Source organism: Chitinophaga agrisoli (genome assembly GCF_008386695.1).
GTDB classification, from domain to species: Bacteria; Bacteroidota; Bacteroidia; order Chitinophagales; family Chitinophagaceae; genus Chitinophaga; species Chitinophaga agrisoli.
The window spans coordinates 307272-325105 of sequence record NZ_VUOC01000001.1 but is presented as its reverse complement, the minus strand read 5'-3'; the positions used below and the strand labels follow the sequence as shown (position 1 = coordinate 325105).

Annotated in this window: 14 protein-coding genes and 1 pseudogene; 8 read left to right on the top strand and 7 right to left on the bottom strand. The window is 49.0% G+C overall.

Features of this window, described 5'->3' with window-relative positions; translation table 11 throughout:
• Nucleotides 1–27: 27 nt before the first annotated feature.
• Nucleotides 28–669 (top strand): MBL fold metallo-hydrolase, encoded by a 642-nt coding sequence (locus F0L74_RS01305; protein ID WP_149836037.1) that lies wholly within the window; start codon nucleotides 28–30, stop codon nucleotides 667–669.
• A 171-nt stretch (nucleotides 670–840) separates the two neighbouring features.
• Here F0L74_RS01305 and F0L74_RS01300 read toward each other — a convergent pair whose 3' ends face one another.
• Together F0L74_RS01300 and arfB are read right to left on the bottom strand one after the other, a co-directional pair.
• Nucleotides 841–2394 (bottom strand): MATE family efflux transporter, encoded by a 1554-nt coding sequence (locus F0L74_RS01300; RefSeq protein WP_149836036.1) that lies wholly within the window; start codon nucleotides 2392–2394, stop codon nucleotides 841–843.
• 168 nt (nucleotides 2395–2562) lie between these two features.
• Nucleotides 2563–2943, bottom strand: a pseudogene (gene arfB / locus F0L74_RS01295) (alternative ribosome rescue aminoacyl-tRNA hydrolase ArfB); the annotation flags it as partial.
• A 58-nt stretch (nucleotides 2944–3001) separates the two neighbouring features.
• On the opposite strand from arfB, the gene dtd reads away from it, so the two are divergent.
• Nucleotides 3002–3454, top strand: a complete 453-nt coding sequence (gene dtd, locus F0L74_RS01290) for a D-aminoacyl-tRNA deacylase (protein WP_149836034.1) — start codon at nucleotides 3002–3004, stop codon at nucleotides 3452–3454.
• Nucleotides 3455–3479: 25 nt separating this feature from the next.
• Here dtd and F0L74_RS01285 read toward each other — a convergent pair whose 3' ends face one another.
• Entirely contained in the window at nucleotides 3480–3965 is a 486-nt protein-coding gene (locus F0L74_RS01285; protein ID WP_149836033.1) for a hypothetical protein, read from the bottom strand.
• A gap of 75 nt (nucleotides 3966–4040) precedes the next feature.
• Between F0L74_RS01285 and F0L74_RS01280 the strand changes: the two genes are divergently transcribed.
• The 3 genes from F0L74_RS01280 to F0L74_RS01270 all read left to right on the top strand — a co-directional run bounded on the left by F0L74_RS01280 (nucleotide 4041) and on the right by F0L74_RS01270 (nucleotide 7187).
• Complete coding sequence (locus F0L74_RS01280) at nucleotides 4041–4367, top strand: nucleotide pyrophosphohydrolase (RefSeq protein WP_149836032.1); 327 nt, start codon at nucleotides 4041–4043, stop codon at nucleotides 4365–4367.
• Between the two features lie 141 nt (nucleotides 4368–4508).
• Nucleotides 4509–5429: a YihY/virulence factor BrkB family protein gene (locus F0L74_RS01275; protein ID WP_149836031.1), complete on the top strand. Its 921-nt coding sequence runs from the start codon at nucleotides 4509–4511 to the stop codon at nucleotides 5427–5429.
• Nucleotides 5430–5759: 330 nt separating this feature from the next.
• On the top strand, nucleotides 5760–7187 hold the full coding sequence (locus F0L74_RS01270) for a glycine--tRNA ligase (RefSeq protein WP_149837200.1): 1428 nt from the start codon (nucleotides 5760–5762) through the stop codon (nucleotides 7185–7187).
• A gap of 72 nt (nucleotides 7188–7259) precedes the next feature.
• On the opposite strand, the gene F0L74_RS01265 is transcribed toward F0L74_RS01270, so the two are convergent.
• Nucleotides 7260–7988, bottom strand: coding sequence for a ferredoxin--NADP reductase (locus tag F0L74_RS01265; protein WP_149836030.1), 729 nt, complete (start codon nucleotides 7986–7988; stop codon nucleotides 7260–7262).
• Between the two features lie 287 nt (nucleotides 7989–8275).
• Here F0L74_RS01265 and mfd point away from each other — a divergent pair, with 287 nt between their 5' ends.
• The 3 genes from mfd (at nucleotide 8276) to F0L74_RS01250 (ending at nucleotide 12810) form a co-directional block, all read left to right on the top strand.
• Complete coding sequence (mfd, locus tag F0L74_RS01260; RefSeq protein WP_149836029.1) at nucleotides 8276–11650, top strand: transcription-repair coupling factor; 3375 nt, start codon at nucleotides 8276–8278, stop codon at nucleotides 11648–11650.
• A 157-nt stretch (nucleotides 11651–11807) separates the two neighbouring features.
• Nucleotides 11808–12527 (top strand): SIMPL domain-containing protein, encoded by a 720-nt coding sequence (locus F0L74_RS01255; protein ID WP_149836028.1) that lies wholly within the window; start codon nucleotides 11808–11810, stop codon nucleotides 12525–12527.
• A gap of 79 nt (nucleotides 12528–12606) precedes the next feature.
• The gene (locus F0L74_RS01250) at nucleotides 12607–12810 is read left to right on the top strand and encodes a hypothetical protein (protein ID WP_149836027.1); all 204 of its coding nucleotides are present in this window, start codon (nucleotides 12607–12609) and stop codon (nucleotides 12808–12810) included.
• An 87-nt stretch (nucleotides 12811–12897) separates the two neighbouring features.
• On the opposite strand, the gene F0L74_RS01245 is transcribed toward F0L74_RS01250, so the two are convergent.
• From F0L74_RS01245 to F0L74_RS01235, 3 genes are all read right to left on the bottom strand, one after another.
• Entirely contained in the window at nucleotides 12898–13362 is a 465-nt protein-coding gene (locus F0L74_RS01245; protein WP_149836026.1) for a hypothetical protein, read from the bottom strand.
• A gap of 370 nt (nucleotides 13363–13732) precedes the next feature.
• Complete coding sequence (gene gyrB / locus F0L74_RS01240) at nucleotides 13733–15715, bottom strand: DNA topoisomerase (ATP-hydrolyzing) subunit B (protein ID WP_149836025.1); 1983 nt, start codon at nucleotides 15713–15715, stop codon at nucleotides 13733–13735.
• Nucleotides 15716–15974: 259 nt separating this feature from the next.
• On the bottom strand, nucleotides 15975–17657 hold the full coding sequence (locus tag F0L74_RS01235) for an AsmA family protein (protein WP_149836024.1): 1683 nt from the start codon (nucleotides 17655–17657) through the stop codon (nucleotides 15975–15977).
• Nucleotides 17658–17834: the final 177 nt, after the last annotated feature.

Here is a 17834-nt window from a genome sequence, read left to right as displayed (position 1 = left end):
ATTAAAATTAGCAAAAATCGGGTAACAATGATGGAAATCCAATATTTCGCCTTTAATCCATTCCAGGAAAACACGTATCTGCTTATAAACGAAAAAAAGGATTGCATAATTATAGACCCGGGCTGTTATTTTCAGGAAGAAAGAACAGAATTACTGCAGTATATCGAAAAAGAGGGCCTGAATGTTACCCGCTTATTGAATACGCATTGTCACCTGGATCATATTTTTGGCAATCGCCTGGTCGCTAAAACCTATAACGTAGGCCTGGAAATACACCGCCTGGAGCAAGTGGTGCTGGACCGTTCCCCCCAGGCAGGCGCTATGTATAACGTACCTTTTGAGCCCTCCCCGGAACCCGTGCGTTACATGGAAGAAGGAGAAAAGATCCTTTTTGGGGAGGAGGAGCTGGTAGTGCTGTTTACCCCAGGTCACTCCCCGGGCAGCGTTTCCTTCTATTGCGCGGCACAGCAATTCGTAATAGCCGGCGATGTGCTGTTTTACCAGAGCATAGGCCGTACAGACCTCCCGGGCGGTAATCATCAAACCCTCCTCAACAGCATCCGCCAGCAACTCTTTACCCTCCCGGATGATGTAAAGGTCTATTCCGGCCACGGACAACCCACCACCATTGGTTTTGAAAAGCAGCATAACCCATTCCTGCAGGAATAGGCAACAGTAATAATAACAAAACGGTAATAGCAGTTAAGCGGTAATAGTAGCTAAACAGTAATATTAGTTATAAGTACGGGTTCCTCAACGGCGTGGTTGCCTGCCCTGCATGACTATTCCCTGCACGAATATTTTCGTGAACAGGCCTCCTGATGGCAATTTGTTAATGGATTACTTGATGAACTTGCCTACTACCGGCAGGCGCCGGAACTCCTTTTTCTCCATTTTAAGGATAAACCAGCCATAAGCGGCAAATAGCAGCGTCGCCACCAGCAGGTTCGATGCCTTCAGTGCATACACATCCCCCGGAGAAAGCAGGTGGGTGTTCAATAAGTGGAATATATACCAGGTGGCTACCGCCAGGCTTATATAGGTAATGATCCTGGGCAGGTGATAAGGCACCGGGTAATGCTTTTGCCCCCACACATAACAAATGGCCATTTGGATGAAATAGCATACCATGGTCGCCAGCGCCGCGCCATAATAGCCCATTACCGGTATCCACCACCAGTTCAGCAAAAAGGCCAGCACCGCCGTAATAATGGTGATCACCGCGCCCGTACGGGTACGGTCCGTCAGTTTGAACCAGATCGTAAGGTTATAATAGATGCCCAGGAACATATTCGCCAGCAACAGTACCGGCACTATGCGCATACCCTGGTAATAGAACGGTTTCCGCAGAAAGATCTTCCATACGTTCAGGTACAGGCTCACAAACAGGAACATAAAACACAACAGCACCACAAACAGCTTCATAATGCGGGCATAGGTCCGCTGCGGGTTCTCGCCCTCCGCCTGTTTAAAGAAATAAGGCTCCGCCCCTAACCGGAAAGCCTGTATGAACATGGTAATAAGGATAGCCAGTTTATAATTGGCGCTGTATAACCCGATGATCACCTTTTTGCCCTCCATATCGCTGCCCGGCAGGAACCGCGGCAGGAACCAGGCCCGGTCAAAGGTCTCGTTTACCATACCTGCCATCCCTACAATGATCAGCGGCAGGGCATACTGGACCATCTGTTTCCATAACCCGGCGTTAAATTTCCATTCAATACGCAGTATCTGCGGCAGGAACAGGAGCAGGGTAGCGCCGCTGCCGATAACATTGCTCAGGTATACATAACCCAGCGCGCCGCTATTATCGGCCTGCAGTGCCGTGCTTACCTGTATATCAGGTACCCAGTGATGACCGGCTGCATACAGTTTAGGGCACACATACAGGAAAAATACATTCAGCCCTACATTAATGGCAATACCGGCTATACGGATGGCGGCATACCGCATGGGCCGGCCTTCCAGCCTTAGCTGCGCGAATGGGATGGCCGTCAAGGCGTCAAACGCCATGATCATCACTATATACGTGTAAAAGGAGGGATGGTCGCTGATGCCCGCCAGCTCGCCGGCATACGAATGGATCACCGGCCCCCGTAAGAACAATAACAGGATAGAAATGCTGATCGTGCTGACCAGCAGCGAAATGGTCGCGCTGCTGAGGATATGCTGCTGGTTCTCTTTTTTGGCAAACCGGAAAAACGCCGTTTCCATGCCATAAGTGAGCACAATATTTAAAAAAGGAATGTAGGCATACACGTTGTTCATTTCCCCAATAGCGGCAGGCGCCAGTATCCCCAGGTAAAAAGGCGTCAGGAAATAGCTGAGCAACTTGCTAGCTATATTACTCAATCCATAATAAATCGTCTGTCCTGCCAGTGCTTTTATGCTCAATGCCCTGAATTTTGATCAAAATTAAACGATAAATCCCTGCTTGTCACAACTTTCGCATGAACGGCCATATATCTGCCCCCACATCCCCAAATTCATCCCCAGCTCACCTCCCCACACATCTCCGCTGCATTCCCATTAGCACATCCGCACATTAGCACATCCGCACATTCACTCCATTCCTCCCCGCCGCTGCTGCTTCTTCTCAGATAACCGCTTCTTAAACTGGATCCGCTTCTCCTTCGCCGCCTTCGATGGCTTCGTCGCTACCCGCTTTTTAGGCTTGATAAGCGCTTTATGCACCATCTCCAGCATCTTCTTCACCACTATCCGTTTATTACCCAGCTGCGTGCGGGCCTCCTGCGAGCGTACCTGCAGCAGCCCTTCCGCCGTAATACGGTTCGCCAGTTTTTGCTGCAAAAGCGCTTTCTGCTCCGGCGTTAACAGCGCGGAGCCCTCAATATCAAAATACCCTTCCACCATGGTCTCCACCTTGTTTACATTCTGTCCGCCTTTACCGCCACTACGGGCCGTGCGGAAGCTTATTTCCGCTGAAATATCCGGTTGCATCTGTGCAATTTATTAACTTCCGCACAAAAAGTGCTAAAATATGCGGGCAGTTATACAAAGGGTAACACAGGCATCAGTAACGGTAGATGGAAATATCACCGGCCAGATAGGCGCCGGACTGCTGGTATTGGTGGGGATAGAGGATGCAGATACCCAGGAAGATCTCAGCTGGCTCAGTAACAAGATCGTGAACCTGCGCATTTTTAATGATGATGCGGGCGTCATGAACCTCTCCCTCCGGGAAACCGGCGGCGATATCCTGCTCGTTAGCCAGTTTACCCTGCACGCCGCTACAAAAAAAGGCAACCGCCCTTCGTATATACGTGCCAGCAAACCGGATATCGCTATCCCTATGTATGAGAAAATGATCGCCCGGCTGGGTACTGATCTGGGAAAACCGGTGCAGACCGGCATTTTTGGGGCGGATATGAAGGTCGCATTGCTGAATGATGGCCCGGTCACCATCTGGATAGATACGCAGGACAAGGAATAGCGCCCGCCTGCGTACCCCAATAAACTTACGGACAGGTCGTCTTTAAAAACGGTATCGTATCAAACTTTATAAGTGCAGGATCCTGGTCAAACACAGGCACGCCCTCTTTATCAAAACTACCCGGCAGCCCCGCATACACCTGCTCCCCATCCATCTTAAACACAGCCGGTACCGTACTGGTAGTGCCTTCGCTCATAAATTGATACTGCAACGCCAGTATGTTATTACGCAAAGTGCCTTTGATCTCTCCCTTATTGGAGTCTTTTTCATAATGATGATATTCCAGCTTACCGCTTACGCTGTCACTGTTAATGGTAAGCAGTTGCAGATAGGCCGTATCCCTGCCCACGATCTGGGTAAAACATTGCGGGCCGGATTGGATCTGCTGACTGGCTGTTACGGTATCCGCCGTTGCCGTGCTGTCTGTAGTACCGCCGGTATTGCCAGCCGGTTGCTGACAGCTCACCGCCGCCAGTGCAGCGGCAGCCAGTAAAAGAAAAGGTGCTTTCATGTAGTTGTAATAGGTTGAGTTCCGGGCGAATATAACAACTAATCCTTTATCTTAGCCCTGCAAAAAGCCATCGTTATGACCATTCAGGAAGCGCAGCAAAAAATAGATCAATGGATCAACACCACGGGCGTACGCTATTTCAGTGAGCTCACCAATATGGCCATCCTTACAGAAGAGGTGGGCGAAGTGGCCCGCATCATGGCCCGCCAGTACGGTGACCAGTCAGCCAAAGAATCCGATAAAAAGAAAGACCTGGCAGATGAGCTGGCCGATGTAATGTGGGTCCTGCTCTGCATCGCCAACCAAACCGGCATAGACATGACAGTGGCCCTGGAAAAGAACTTCGAGAAAAAGAACATCCGCGATGCTGACCGCCACCAGCAGAACGAAAAACTCAGATAACGCCGGTGTGGCAATTACGCGCGATCTGTAGCAACCGCGCCCATCTCCCAGTCCTCAGATAAGCGCCCTCCATAAGACGGCATTTCATCGCTGCCAGCATTTGGACCATCATTTGTGATCTGTAACTAAAGCATTGAGCCCATGCGATTAACAACCAAAATAAAGACCTACTGGCAGATCCTGAAGCAAACAGTCAGCGATTTTATCGATGATAAGGTGCTGAAACTGAGCGCTTCCCTGGCTTATTATACCATCTTCTCCGTAGCCCCCATGCTCATCGTGATCATTTTTTTCTGCGACCTGTTCCTGGGCCGGGAAGCCATCGAAGGCACCCTGTACTCCCAGATCAAGGGACTGGTAGGCAGTGAGGCCGCCATCCAGGTACAGCAAATGATCCGCAACGCTACCCTCTCGCAGGATATGAGCTGGGCCACCATTGTAGGCTTTATCACCCTGATATTAGGTGCTACCGGCGTATTCGCAGAGATCCAGGACTCCATAAATACCATCTGGCGCCTGAAATCCAAACCCAGAAAAGGAAAAGGCTTCCTGCGCATGCTCATGAACCGGCTGCAATCCTTTTCCCTGGTAGTCAGCATGGGCTTTATCCTGCTGGTATCCCTGGTGGTGAACGGTATCATAGAGCTTTTTAACCAGCGTCTGGCCCAGCTCTTCCCGGGAGTAGCCGTATTCGTCATTTACCTGGTCAACCTGTTGATCACCTTCCTCGTCATCACCACCCTCTTCGCCGTTATATTTAAGGTCCTGCCGGATGCCCGTATCCGCTGGAAAGATGTGATTGTAGGCGCCATCGCCACCGCCATCCTGTTTATGCTGGGCAAATTCGGCATCGGTCTGTACCTGGGCGCCAGCAAAGTGGGCTCCACCTATGGGGCCGCCGGTTCTATTGTGATCATCCTCCTATGGGTATATTATTCCGCCGCCATCCTCTATTTTGGCGCAGAATTTACCCGGGTGCACGTACAACACTTTGGTGAAAGGATCTACCCCAACGACTACGCCGTATGGGTAAAACAGGTCGAGGTCGAAGAGGAAGCATAAACCCGCCCCGTATATTTCCCGTATGCCACCCGTGTGCTACACGTGTCACACTCCTGTGCCACCCGTGTCTTTCCTGTGTTACAGCGCTTTTCAGCCATTTTCTCCTCCTAAGGCGGGCGTAAAAGCCCCGCGGTACTGTATTTCACGGAAATAAAACCGTGATTTCACCGTTATTCCCGTCTGATGGTATTACACTCAACCTATAACGTATTAAACATAAAATAATTTGATCCCTTTTCCACAGACAAAACGCTATTTCACCACAATAAGGCTAATACCACCGCAGTGACATTAGCACAATATTTCATTAGCTATTATCTTTGCGCCACTATGTCTACAGATCACAATAAATTCCAGGCGATCATTTCGCATTGTAAAGAATACGGTTTCGTTTTCCCATCCAGTGAAATATATGACGGGCTTAGCGCAGTATACGATTACGGTCAGTACGGCGCAGAGCTGAAGAAGAATATACGCGACTATTGGTGGAAAAGTATGACCCAGATGCACGAGAACATCGTGGGCATCGACGCCGCCATTTTTATGCATCCCACCACCTGGAAAGCCTCCGGCCACGTAGACGGCTTCAGCGATCCTATGATCGACAATAAGGACAGCAAAAAACGCTACCGCGTAGATCACCTGATCGAGGCCCACGCAGAAACCCTGCCCGAGGCAGAAAGTGATGCCCTGCTCCAGCAAATGAACGCCCTGCTGGCAGCGGATGACTTGGCCGGCTTAAAGAAGCTCATAGAAGACAATAAGATAAAATGTACCGTCAGCGGTACCGTTAACTGGACCGATGTTCGCCAGTTTAACTTGATGTTTTCCACCCAGCTGGGCAGCGTTACAGACGAAGCCAGCGAGATCTACCTGCGCCCGGAAACAGCCCAGGGTATCTTCGTGAACTTCCTGAACGTGCAGAAAACCGGCCGTATGAAGATCCCCTTCGGTATCGCCCAGATAGGTAAGGCATTCCGCAACGAGATCGTGGCCCGCCAGTTCATTTTCCGTATGCGCGAGTTCGAGCAAATGGAAATGCAGTTCTTCATCCGACCCGGCAGCCAGGAAGAATGGTACGCCTACTGGAAACAGGAACGCATGAAATGGCACCTGAGCCTGGGTACAGACGCTGCAAAATACCGCTTCAAGGACCACGAAAAGCTGGCTTTCTATGCAGATGCCGCCGTGGATATCGAATACGATTTCCCCATCGGCTTCAAAGAGGTAGAAGGTATCCACAGCCGTACAGACCATGATCTGGGCCGTCACCAGGAGTTCAGCAAAAAGAAAATGCAGTACTTCGACCCGGAGATCAACCAGAACTACACCCCCTACGTAATAGAAACCTCCATAGGCCTGGACCGCATGTTCCTCCTCACCGTATGCAACGCCTACGAAGAGCAGGACCTGAGCACCCCGGAAAAACAGGACAGCCGCGTGGTACTGAAATTCCCCGCTAAGCTGGCCCCCATCAAACTGGCGATCTTCCCGCTTACCAAAAGAGATGGTTTACCGGAAATTGCCCGCGAGCTCATGGACCAGTGCAAGTCCTCTTTCTATTGCTATTATGAAGAAAAGGACACCATCGGCAAACGCTACCGTCGTCAGGATGCCATCGGTACGCCCTTCTGCGTAACGATCGATCATCAGACCAAAGAAGACAATACCGTTACCATCCGCTACCGCGATAACATGGAGCAGGAACGTATACCCTTGTCCCAGGTAAGGGAAAAGGTCTTAGCCGCTATCCTGTAAATTTTATATTGATAAATACATTTTAGCAGTCATATGTCCTATGACTGCTATTTTTTTGTGCAGCATGCACTTTTAACCGTACAATTCCAGGTGAATATCTTTCCTGTCATACCCCATGCACAGGATCCGCTGTTTGGCCTCATCGATCATCGCCTTCCATCCGCACAGGAAAAAATGCGCCGGGCGTTTTTCTGCGGACAGCATCTCTTCGTAGATCGTATGTACATACCCTTTACGGCCATCCCAGCCGTTGGCGTCCTCCCGGGATAAGGTGGGAATATAGTAGAAGTCCGGCAGCATAGCCTGCAGCTGCTGCATTTCTGTGGGGTACAGCAGGTCTTTGATATATCTGCTGCCATAGATAAGGTAAATGTTTTTATGGGGGATCTGATGCTCGTGAATATAGTAGGCCATGGAGCGGAATGGCGCTATCCCCGTGCCCGTGCACACAAAGAACAGGTCCCTGTCCAGCGTTTCCGGCAGCACAAACAGGCCCAGGGGCCCCCGCAACAGTAGCTCACTGCCCTCCTTCACCTCGTTAAAGAGGTAGGTAGTGCCCGCTCCGCCCTCCAGCAGTACGATCACCAGCTCTATTTCATTGCTGCCATTAGGGTGTGAGGCGATAGAATAGCTGCGCCATCGTTTGTTCTTTTTCTCATGGATAGGAAGATCCAGCGTCACAAATTGTCCTGGCTTAAAATCGAAGCGATCCATATCTGGTATCTGTATCCAGAAGCGGCGGGTGTTATAGGTCTCGTTGATGATCCTGGTAACCTGACCGGTGTGCCATTGCTCCAACATAATGTAGGGGTGTTTACTGTAATTTAACAAAAAAAGTTGGCAGTCCTCCAAAAGGCCTTCTACAACATCGCACTCCCCGTCGCCATATACCTCACTTGCATGGCAACTGCTTAGCAACGTTACTGCAACTGCATCGCAACCTTACACCCTACCACCAAATGCCCCCTGCCTACAATACCCCTCGGGCCATTCTCCCTCCTCCGATCTGCCGCATTCCCATTAGCACATTAGCACATCCGCATATTAGCACATCAATCTGCCCATTTTTCCCTAATTTTGCACCCTTCATGAATCTACAGGGTGTTTTACAGTTGTACCAACGGGACGCCCGCCTGCAGGAACTGGTCAAGGGATTGCATTTACCCGCTCCCCAATACTTCCAGCTCTCCGGTCTCACAGGCAGCGCCGTTAATTTTATCGCCGTCGGTACCTGGCAACATATGGAACAAGCAAACCATCTCTTTATTCTAAACGATAAAGAAGAGGCAGCCTATTTCCATAACGATCTGGAACAACTCAGCCAGGCCCTGGATATCTTCTATTTCCCGGACTCTTTTAAGAAAACCGGCCAGTTCCAGGAGCTCAACAGCAGCCATAGCATGCTGCGTACAGAAGCCCTCATGAAATTCTCCGGCGGCTCCATCCGCAAAAAGATCCTCGTCACCTACCCGGAAGCCCTCTGGGAAAAAGTAGCCGGCTCCACCGCTTTCAACACCAACATGGTGCAGCTGCGGGTAGCGGATGTGCTCAAGGTCGATGACCTGCTGGAGAAACTGGTAAGCTGGGGCTTCCACTACACGGACTTTGTATACGAACCCGGGCAATACGCCGTACGCGGCGGCATCCTGGATATCTATTCCTTTGGCAACGATAAACCATACCGCATAGAGCTGTTCGGAGAAGATATCGACTCCATCCGCCTCTTTGATCCGGAAACACAGCTCAGCGAGCGCAAACTGAACCAGGTAACCCTGATCGCCAACATGGATACCCATGCTACGGACCATCAGAAAACCGCGTTAACAGAGTTCCTGCCCGCCAATACCATCGTGTGGATGAAAGACCCTGCCTATGTACAGGGCGTTATCGAACAGCTGGAGCAACGCCTCGATGACTGGCTCCAGACAGGCCAGAAAGTGAAGGTGGATGACGATGAGGAAATGACCCTCTCCGAAGACGACTTCGTAAAGGCCTCCATCCTGATGGATCAGCTCATGCAACGCCACTGCATCACCTTCGGCAAAAGCCATTGGTGGGAAGAAACTGGCCGTCAGGTTACAGACATCTCCTTCTCCACACAGGAACAACCCGTATTTAACAGGCAATTCGAAATGCTGCTGCGGGATCTCTCCCAGCACGATAGCCGTAAATACGCCCTCTTCATCTTTGCGGATAATGCCCGCCAGCTGGAAAGGCTGCGCAGCATCTTCGAAGACCTGAAAGCGCAATTCGTATTCTATCCCATTCCCGTGGCTATCGGCCAGGGCTTCATAGATCATAGCCTTAAGATCGTTTGTTATACAGATCACCAGATCTTCCAGCGTTACCACAAATACAAGGTAAAGCAGGCCTATAACAAGAATAAGGCGATCACCATGAAAACCCTCCGGGAGCTGCAGTCCGGGGATTTTGTAACGCATATCGATCACGGCGTAGGCATGTACAGCGGCCTGCAGAAGATAGAGGTAGGCGGTAAGATGCAGGAAGCCATCCGCATCATTTACAAGAACAACGACCTGTTGTATGTAAACATCAACTCCCTCCATAAGATCAGCAAATACTCCGGCAAAGAAGGAGTAGAGCCCAAAGTGAATAAACTGGGCAGCGATGCCTGGGATAAGCTCAAGGAAAAGGCTAAAACACAGGTAAAGGATATCGCCAAAGACCTCATCTTACTGTATGCGGCACGTAAGGCGCAGCAGGGTTTTGCCCACTCGCCGGATACCTACCTGCAAACAGAGCTGGAGGCCTCTTTCATCTATGACGATACCCCGGACCAAAGCAAGGCTACGGCAGATGTGAAGCGGGATATGGAATCACCCTCACCTATGGACCGCCTCGTTTGTGGCGATGTAGGCTTTGGTAAAACAGAAGTAGCCGTACGTGCTGCCTTTAAAAGCCTGGTGGATGGCAAACAGGCCGCCATACTGGTACCCACTACCATTCTGGCGTTCCAGCACTATAAGACCTTCTCTGAGCGCTTAAAGGATTTCCCCTGTACGGTGGATTACCTGAACCGTTTTAAGTCATCCAAAGAAAAGAAAGAAACCTTACAGCGCCTGGCGGAGGGTAAGATAGATATCATCGTAGGCACGCATGCCCTCCTGGGTAAAGAAGTAAAGTTCAAAGACCTGGGTGTGCTCATAGTGGATGAAGAGCAGAAGTTTGGCGTATCCGCCAAGGAAAAGCTAAAGCAGATCAAGGTGAATGTAGACACGCTCACCCTCACCGCTACGCCTATCCCGCGTACCCTGCAGTTCTCGCTCATGGGCGCCCGCGATCTCTCTATCATCAACACCCCGCCGCCTAACCGCCAGTCTATAGAAACAGAAGTACACGTCTTTGATCATGACCTCATCCGCGATGCCATCTACTTCGAAACAGAGCGCGGCGGACAGGTCTACTTCATCCACAACCGGGTGAATGGCCTGCAGGAAATGGCCGGCCTCATACAGGGCCTCTGCCCGGATCTGAGCATTGCTACCGCCCACGGACAGCTCGAAGGCCATCAGCTGGAAGAAGTGGTCCTCAACTTCATCGACCGTAAGTTTGATGTGTTGGTATGTACCAACATCGTAGAAAGTGGGGTAGATATTCCTAATGCGAATACTATCATCATCAATAATGCGCATCACTTCGGCCTCAGTGATCTGCATCAGCTCCGCGGACGGGTGGGCCGTAGTAACAAAAAGGCCTTCTGTTACCTGCTGGCGCCCCCGGTAAGTACCCTGCCGGCAGATAGCCGTAAACGCCTCCAAACCCTGGAGCAGCATAGTGAGCTGGGCAGCGGCTTCCAGATCTCCATGCGCGATCTGGATATACGCGGCGCGGGTAACCTGCTGGGTGCAGAACAAAGCGGCTTCGTGGCAGAAATAGGCTTCGATATGTACCAGAAGATCCTCGATGAGGCCATCCGCGAGCTCAAACAAAACGAGTTCCGCGACCTCTTCAAGGAACAGCTGGAACAAAAGAAAGATTTCGTCAGCGACTGTACCATCGATACAGACCTGGAAATACTCATACCAGATAGTTATGTAGAAAGCATTCAGGAACGTTTAAACCTCTACCAGGAGCTGGATAACATCACCCTCGAAGACAAACTGAAGGAGTTCACCGCCGGCCTGCAGGACCGTTTTGGCCCCATCCCGCAACCGGTAGAAGATCTGCTCACGATGATCCGCTGCCGCTGGATGGCCATTGCCCTGGGCTTTGAGAAGATGATGTTGAAGGAAGAAACGCTTCGCTGTTACTTCATCAATAACCCGGATTCTCCCTATTTCGAATCACCTACATTCAACCATATACTCACTTACGTACAAACGCGCGTAAACAATGCCCGCCTGAAACAGGTAGGCAAGAACTTTATGCTGGTAGTAGAGCGTATCCGCTCCATGACAGACCTGTACCACTTCCTCAAAGCCATGGAAGACGCCCGGCAATAGCCTGTAACATATTCCCGCCTTATACGTTTCAACTGCCTGTAGCATCCTCATACCGCGCGGGAAAACAATTTTTTATGCCATTTATGGAATACTGCCCAAAGCACGCATCATGCTACTGTAAAACGGAAACGTAAATATTAAAACAAATACAAAGCATATGAAAAAGGTAATGTTATTATTAGCCGGATTTGCCATTACATTAAGCGCATGGGCTCAGCAAACAGACAATAGACCTCCCGTAAAGAAGATAGAGGTGAATGGTTCTGCAGAGATAGAGATCACACCGGATGAAATCTACCTGGATATCACCTTAAAAGAATATTACAAGACCAAGACCAACAAAATAGATATCAGCACACTGGAAAAGCAGCTGCAAACAGCCGTAGCAGATGCAGGTATCCACAAAGAGAACCTGACCATCGGAAACGTGTTCGGCAACAACCCTGACTACTGGTGGCGCAAGAAAAAGAATGATCCCGATTTCCTGGCGCAAAAGAAATACACCTTAAAACTCAAACGCCTGGATATGGTCAACATCATTCTCGCAGGTGTGGATGAAGAAGGGATCTCCAACGTGAATATAGCTTCCTACACCCACAGCAAAATGGAAGACTATCGTAAAGAAGCCAAGATAAAAGCCTTACAGGCAGCCAAAACAAAAGCTAACTACCTGCTGGGCGCTATTGATGAAAGTATTGCCGGCGTACTGGAAGTACAGGAAATCAATACAGATAACTACAGCGATGTACGCCCGGTTAACACCATGTATATGGCCAATGCACGGATGCAGGCAGAAGATAAAGCCGCTGTATCAGACATTGATTTTAAGACCATTAAGGTGCGGGCAGAAGTTAGGGCCGTGTTTGGTATAAAATAAACTGCTAAAATGAGTGTGCTGTACCTGGTGGTATGGCACACTTTTGGCATTTTAAGGGTTGTCACCAAAACTATATGTTATGCGTAGTCAGATAAAAATAGGTAAACGTGCAGTAGAATCTGCTGTTATGCTTAAAGGTATAGGATTGGCCCTTGCAGTAGGCGCCGGCGTAATGGGATGGTTATGGAGAAAAAAACATACCGCATCCATGAATATGAAGGAAAATAACACCTTCCCCAGCCGCGGTCACAGATGGCCGCAACCCGCTACTCCCGTTAAATAAAAATAGGTCTCCGTATAAATATTAAAAAAGCCCCGCCTGGAAAGGCGGGGCATGCCGATGGAAAAAGATTTCAAAAAAAACGATGATCTAATTAATAATGTTGACTTTAAAAGTCCCGTCCGTTAATGGCTTTTCGACTTCACCATTTTGTTTTAATGTGCCGTGGAATGTTCCTTCGGCACGTGTACTATTAATGCTGGAAATTTGAACTTCAATTGAATTTTGACCTATAGAGCCCTGCATAGTCGTATCAGACACCGGCATCAGGGATACTGTTGCCCCACTATAGGTACCTACCAGTAATGAATCATCCGGAGACATAATGATCAACTGCAAATGGTCATGGATGTTAGAGGTAACCCCATCAATCACCATGGATTTCTGACCTGCAATAATGGTATCAGTGATAAAAGCAGTGGTAGAGTGAGAAGAATATTGTTTACCATCAAAAGTAAACTGAAACTCAGTTTCCGGAGCTGCATCATCTTTGTCACATGCGCTGTACGCCATCGCAGCAACTATCAACATAGCCGCCACTCGGATAAATTTCATAGGTATAGGTTTATCGTTGGTATAGGTATAAATATGGCTGCAAGATAGGAAGATTATTGATAAATTATATAAATTATCTATAAGTTTTTTTGATAAAATAAGGCAACCCTCCCTACTTTTTTGATTATCAGCAAACTGGTGTGTGGAATATTGGCATCAGTAGAGAACACGTTTTTCCACACCTCAGATTGCAGGAAAGAACAGGTACAGATAATTATTTATAGCTGTTATAATTAAGTGATGGAGCTCATATACAGATCGTATAGTAAAAAGGGGATTTGCTGCTGGATAGTTACTCCTGTAAATAAATAAACCCCGGAGATATCTCCGGGGTTTATTAGAATATAATAGCGTTTAGTCTGCTGCGTAACTATGCATCGATCTTGGCATACTTCGCATGGGACTCGATGAACTCCCTGCGCGGAGGTACTTCATCGCCCATCAGCATGCTGAACACGCGGTCTGCTTCCGCAGCACTTTCAATGGTCACTTGTTTTAAGGTACGGTTTTCCGGGTTCAGGGTAGTTTCCCATAACTGCTCGGCATTCATCTCACCCAAACCTTTATAACGCTGTATTACTACACTTTCTTCTTTGCCTTCACCGGCTATGCGGGAAATAGCTGCTTTACGCTGCTCTTCCGTCCAGGCGTATTCCTGTTCCTTGCCCTTCTTTACCAGGTACAGCGGCGGTTGTGCAATATACACATACCCCTGCTCTACCAGGGCTTTCATATAACGGAATACAAAGGTCAGTATCAATGTCGCAATGTGGCTGCCGTCCACGTCGGCATCCGTCATGATGATCAGTTTATGATACCGCAGTTTGGTCAGGTTCAGTGCCTTATCATCTTCTTCCGTACCAATGGTTACCCCCAGTGCGGTAAAGATGTTCTTGATCTCCTCGTTCTCGTAGATCTTGTGCTCCATAGCTTTTTCTACGTTCAGGATCTTACCCCTTAACGGCAGAATAGCCTGGAAAGCGCGGTTCCGGCCCTGCTTGGCAGTACCACCCGCGGAGTCACCTTCCACCAGGTATAACTCGCATTTTCCGGGATCATTTTCAGAGCAATCTGCCAGCTTACCAGGTAAACCGCTGCCGGTAAGCACGCTTTTGCGCTGTACCAGCTGGCGGGCCTTGCGCGCCGCCTCACGGGCCTGTGCTGCCAGCACCACCTTATTAATAACGGTCTTGGCCTCACGGGGATGTTCTTCCAGGTAGGCATTCAGTACGTCAGCCACTGCGCTGTCCACCACGCCCATCACATCAGAGTTACCCAGCTTGGTCTTGGTCTGGCCTTCAAACTGCGGCTCCGGTACCTTTACGCTCACAATAGAGCTCAGGCCCTCGCGGAAGTCATCACCGGTTACCTCTATCTTGGATTTCTCAAACAGTTTGTTCTTATCGCCATAGCTTTTGAACACACGGGTAATAGCCCGGCGGAAACCCGCTACGTGTGTACCACCTTCTATGGTGTTGATATTATTTACGTAAGAGAAGATGTTCTCATTAAAGGAGTCATTGTACTGCAGCGCTACTTCTACTGCTACGTTAGAATCCGGATCATGCGCTTCTATAAAGATGGGAGCCGGCATCAGGGAGTTACGGCGGCCATTGCGGTCCAGCATCTGTACAAATTCAACGATACCGCCTTCACTGTAAAAGGTCTCGCTCACAACATTACCTGCATCATCCTTTTCACGTTCATCCGTCAGCGTGATCTTGATCTTACGGTTCAGATAAGCCAGCTCACGTAAACGGCCTGCGAGTATTTCGCGGTTATAGGTCGTGTCTTTAAATATCTCGTTGTCCGGTTTAAAATGCGTGATCGTACCGGTATTACCGGAGTCGCCTATTTCCCGTACAGTATATTGAGGTATGCCACGGTGGTACTCCTGCTCAAATATCTTTCCTTCGCGGTGCACCGTTACGTGCAGCACAGAGCTTAAGGCGTTTACGCAACTTACGCCCACACCGTGCAAACCGCCGGAAACCTTGTATGTATTTTTGTCGAATTTACCACCCGCGTGCAGTACGGTCATTACCACTTCCAGGGCGGAGCGGCCTTCTTTGGTGTTCATGCCGGTAGGGATACCACGGCCATCATCCGTTACGCGTATGGAATTATCTTCACAGATAACTACGTCAATATTCTTACAGAAGCCTGCCAGCGCTTCATCTATAGAGTTGTCTACTACCTCATACACCAGGTGGTGCAATCCTTTAACACCAATATCGCCTATATACATGGCCGGCCGCTTGCGTACCGCTTCCAGGCCTTCCAATACCTGAATACTGTCCGCATCATACCCATTACTGGGGGCGGCAGTTACTTGCGCTAATTCTTCGCTCATATCTTGATGTAAAATGCTAGTTGAGTAAATGTCTCGTGAATTGTGCAAATATACGGAAAATGGGGCTTATTTCCATAAAAAACGGGGTCTTTTTAAAGGGGATAGATGCCCGGTTTTTGTGCCTTATTCAAGGGATGCCTGTTTACGCGAAAATAGGCCCCCACAGCCAACACCGGCCTTTTGGCTTAATGATGCCTTTTATACATTCATATATTCATCATATATAGGCCGGACGGCGGTGTAAATTTAACATATCAGCTTACAAAGGTACACTACCGGATATGGCGGTTTCCTTCACCCCGGTAAATAACGTTTTCCAAACCAGGTTAAAGAAAGATTTTTTAGGATCACGCGGATAGTTTACATGGGCAATATGCAGTTTGCCGTTATCCGTTGGATTACTGTCTTTAATGGCAATAGCATTGGCAAACAGGCTTAAGAGCCCTTTCTTCTTTAATTCATGGGTCTCATCATCCTTTTTCAGGATACTTACCCGCAAATGATCATAAATGAACTTCACCTCCGCACTGGCCGCCCGCTCATTACCCTGCATGGTAAAGGATACGTCCTGTATATTGGCAGATTTGATCTCCACCAGCGCCAATGGGCGGGTAATAGGCGTTAACTCACGTCCGTCCATGTTTTTTAGCTGCCCGGAAATGGCAAACCCGCCCTGGGGATCACCCAGATGAAAATCAAAACGCGCCCGCAGCTTACCGCTTCTCATAAATACCGCATCCATATCGGCAATAAGATGCCGGTCCTTCTTGATCATCGAGTCTATATTGGTAATATTCCGGAATACCCCATGCACCTGTTTAAACAACAGTGTACCCGCCTGCTGCGATTTGGGATTCACCTCCTTATACGAAAGGTCCACTTTATTCCCCACCAGGGTATCCACATACACAGGTAACGACATTTTATACAGCAACTGATGCGGGAACTGCCCCAACCGGGTACCTGGCGAGGAAGGCAGGCTGCGGTTATGGTATATATCAAAAACGCCATTGGCGATATTAATATGTTTAGCCCACAGCTGCTGCTCCTGCAACAGGGCATAAGGCTCCAGCCCTTTGGCTACTATATCATTTAGTTTGATGTCATACCGGTCGCGCTGGAACTGCACCTTCCGGTCAAATTCCGCGGGCTTGTAGCGCGGCTCCACGCTAAATTGTCCTATACGCAGGGTGCTTTCCGCTGCGCTATAGCTTACATCGCGCACCATCATCCAATACAGGCTATCCTTAGTACGGTGACGGTAATCCTTAAGATATAGCTCATAATTACGGGCATACAGGAACCGCGTAGGATCTACCATGGCCATAGAGTCAATAAGCAAATCCTTTACATGTATGCTTAGGCGGTGTAATTGGGTTATTACCAGCCCGCTGTCTTTTTTAATAAGGGTATACTTAAGATTAGTGCTATCCAGGGTAAGGGTGCCGATAGACAGGGATTTGATCCTGGTGGCCAGGTTTTCATATGCTGGCCGGTGCCTGCTGGTATCTATATTCCGGGAATCCCGTTCCAGCACTACACTGGGACTTTCCAGCACCAGGGCGCCGGCGCTCAGCTCTTTTTTTAGGAAATACCGCCAGGCCTTGAAATACTGTAAGGATACCCGGTCCGCACTAAACGCATACAGCAGGGAAGGGGCCCTTTGCTGCTGTTGTAAACGGTGGTATACCACCGTATCTGTTACCAGGCTAACACTATCCAGGGTTAGGCTGCCGCTCAGGATATTCAGCTGTACCCGCTCATAATGAAGCTCATACAGGCTGTCTGACATCTCCTTCACATAGTCCTTCAGCTGGGAGCGCAGCGTATTACTCCAGCGATGGCTCAGATACAGCCCCGTACCTACCACTACTAACACAAACGACCCTATGACAATGAGCGCTATCTTTATAACTTTCTGTATGGAAGATGGTTTTCGCATAACCCTCTGTATCACGAAATCCATACCAATCGGTTTTTTTGTGGATTAGCCACATTGTGGACTGCGCTGTGTATTTTCCTCTACAACTATCATCTCAATGTCATTGTTGCAACACATATTTGTTAAGTAAACGTGAATCCCTAAATTTGTGAGGTTTTTAATTACAGTTATAAGCGA

Bases quoted from the DNA above. Each gene is read 5' to 3' on its own strand.
- F0L74_RS01305 (WP_149836037.1), top strand. From the start codon at position 28: ATGATGGAAATCCAATATTTCGCCTTTAATCCATTCCAGGAAAACACG.
- dtd (WP_149836034.1), top strand. From the start codon at position 3,002: ATGCGGGCAGTTATACAAAGGGTAACACAGGCATCAGTAACGGTAGAT.
- F0L74_RS01285 (WP_149836033.1), bottom strand. From the start codon at position 3,965: ATGAAAGCACCTTTTCTTTTACTGGCTGCCGCTGCACTGGCGGCGGTG.
- F0L74_RS01280 (WP_149836032.1), top strand. From the start codon at position 4,041: ATGACCATTCAGGAAGCGCAGCAAAAAATAGATCAATGGATCAACACC.
- F0L74_RS01275 (WP_149836031.1), top strand. From the start codon at position 4,509: ATGCGATTAACAACCAAAATAAAGACCTACTGGCAGATCCTGAAGCAA.
- F0L74_RS01270 (WP_149837200.1), top strand. From the start codon at position 5,760: ATGTCTACAGATCACAATAAATTCCAGGCGATCATTTCGCATTGTAAA.
- F0L74_RS01265 (WP_149836030.1), bottom strand. From the start codon at position 7,988: ATGTTGGAGCAATGGCACACCGGTCAGGTTACCAGGATCATCAACGAG.
- mfd (WP_149836029.1), top strand. From the start codon at position 8,276: ATGAATCTACAGGGTGTTTTACAGTTGTACCAACGGGACGCCCGCCTG.
- F0L74_RS01255 (WP_149836028.1), top strand. From the start codon at position 11,808: ATGAAAAAGGTAATGTTATTATTAGCCGGATTTGCCATTACATTAAGC.
- F0L74_RS01250 (WP_149836027.1), top strand. From the start codon at position 12,607: ATGCGTAGTCAGATAAAAATAGGTAAACGTGCAGTAGAATCTGCTGTT.
- F0L74_RS01245 (WP_149836026.1), bottom strand. From the start codon at position 13,362: ATGAAATTTATCCGAGTGGCGGCTATGTTGATAGTTGCTGCGATGGCG.
- gyrB (WP_149836025.1), bottom strand. From the start codon at position 15,715: ATGAGCGAAGAATTAGCGCAAGTAACTGCCGCCCCCAGTAATGGGTAT.
- F0L74_RS01235 (WP_149836024.1), bottom strand. From the start codon at position 17,657: ATGCGAAAACCATCTTCCATACAGAAAGTTATAAAGATAGCGCTCATT.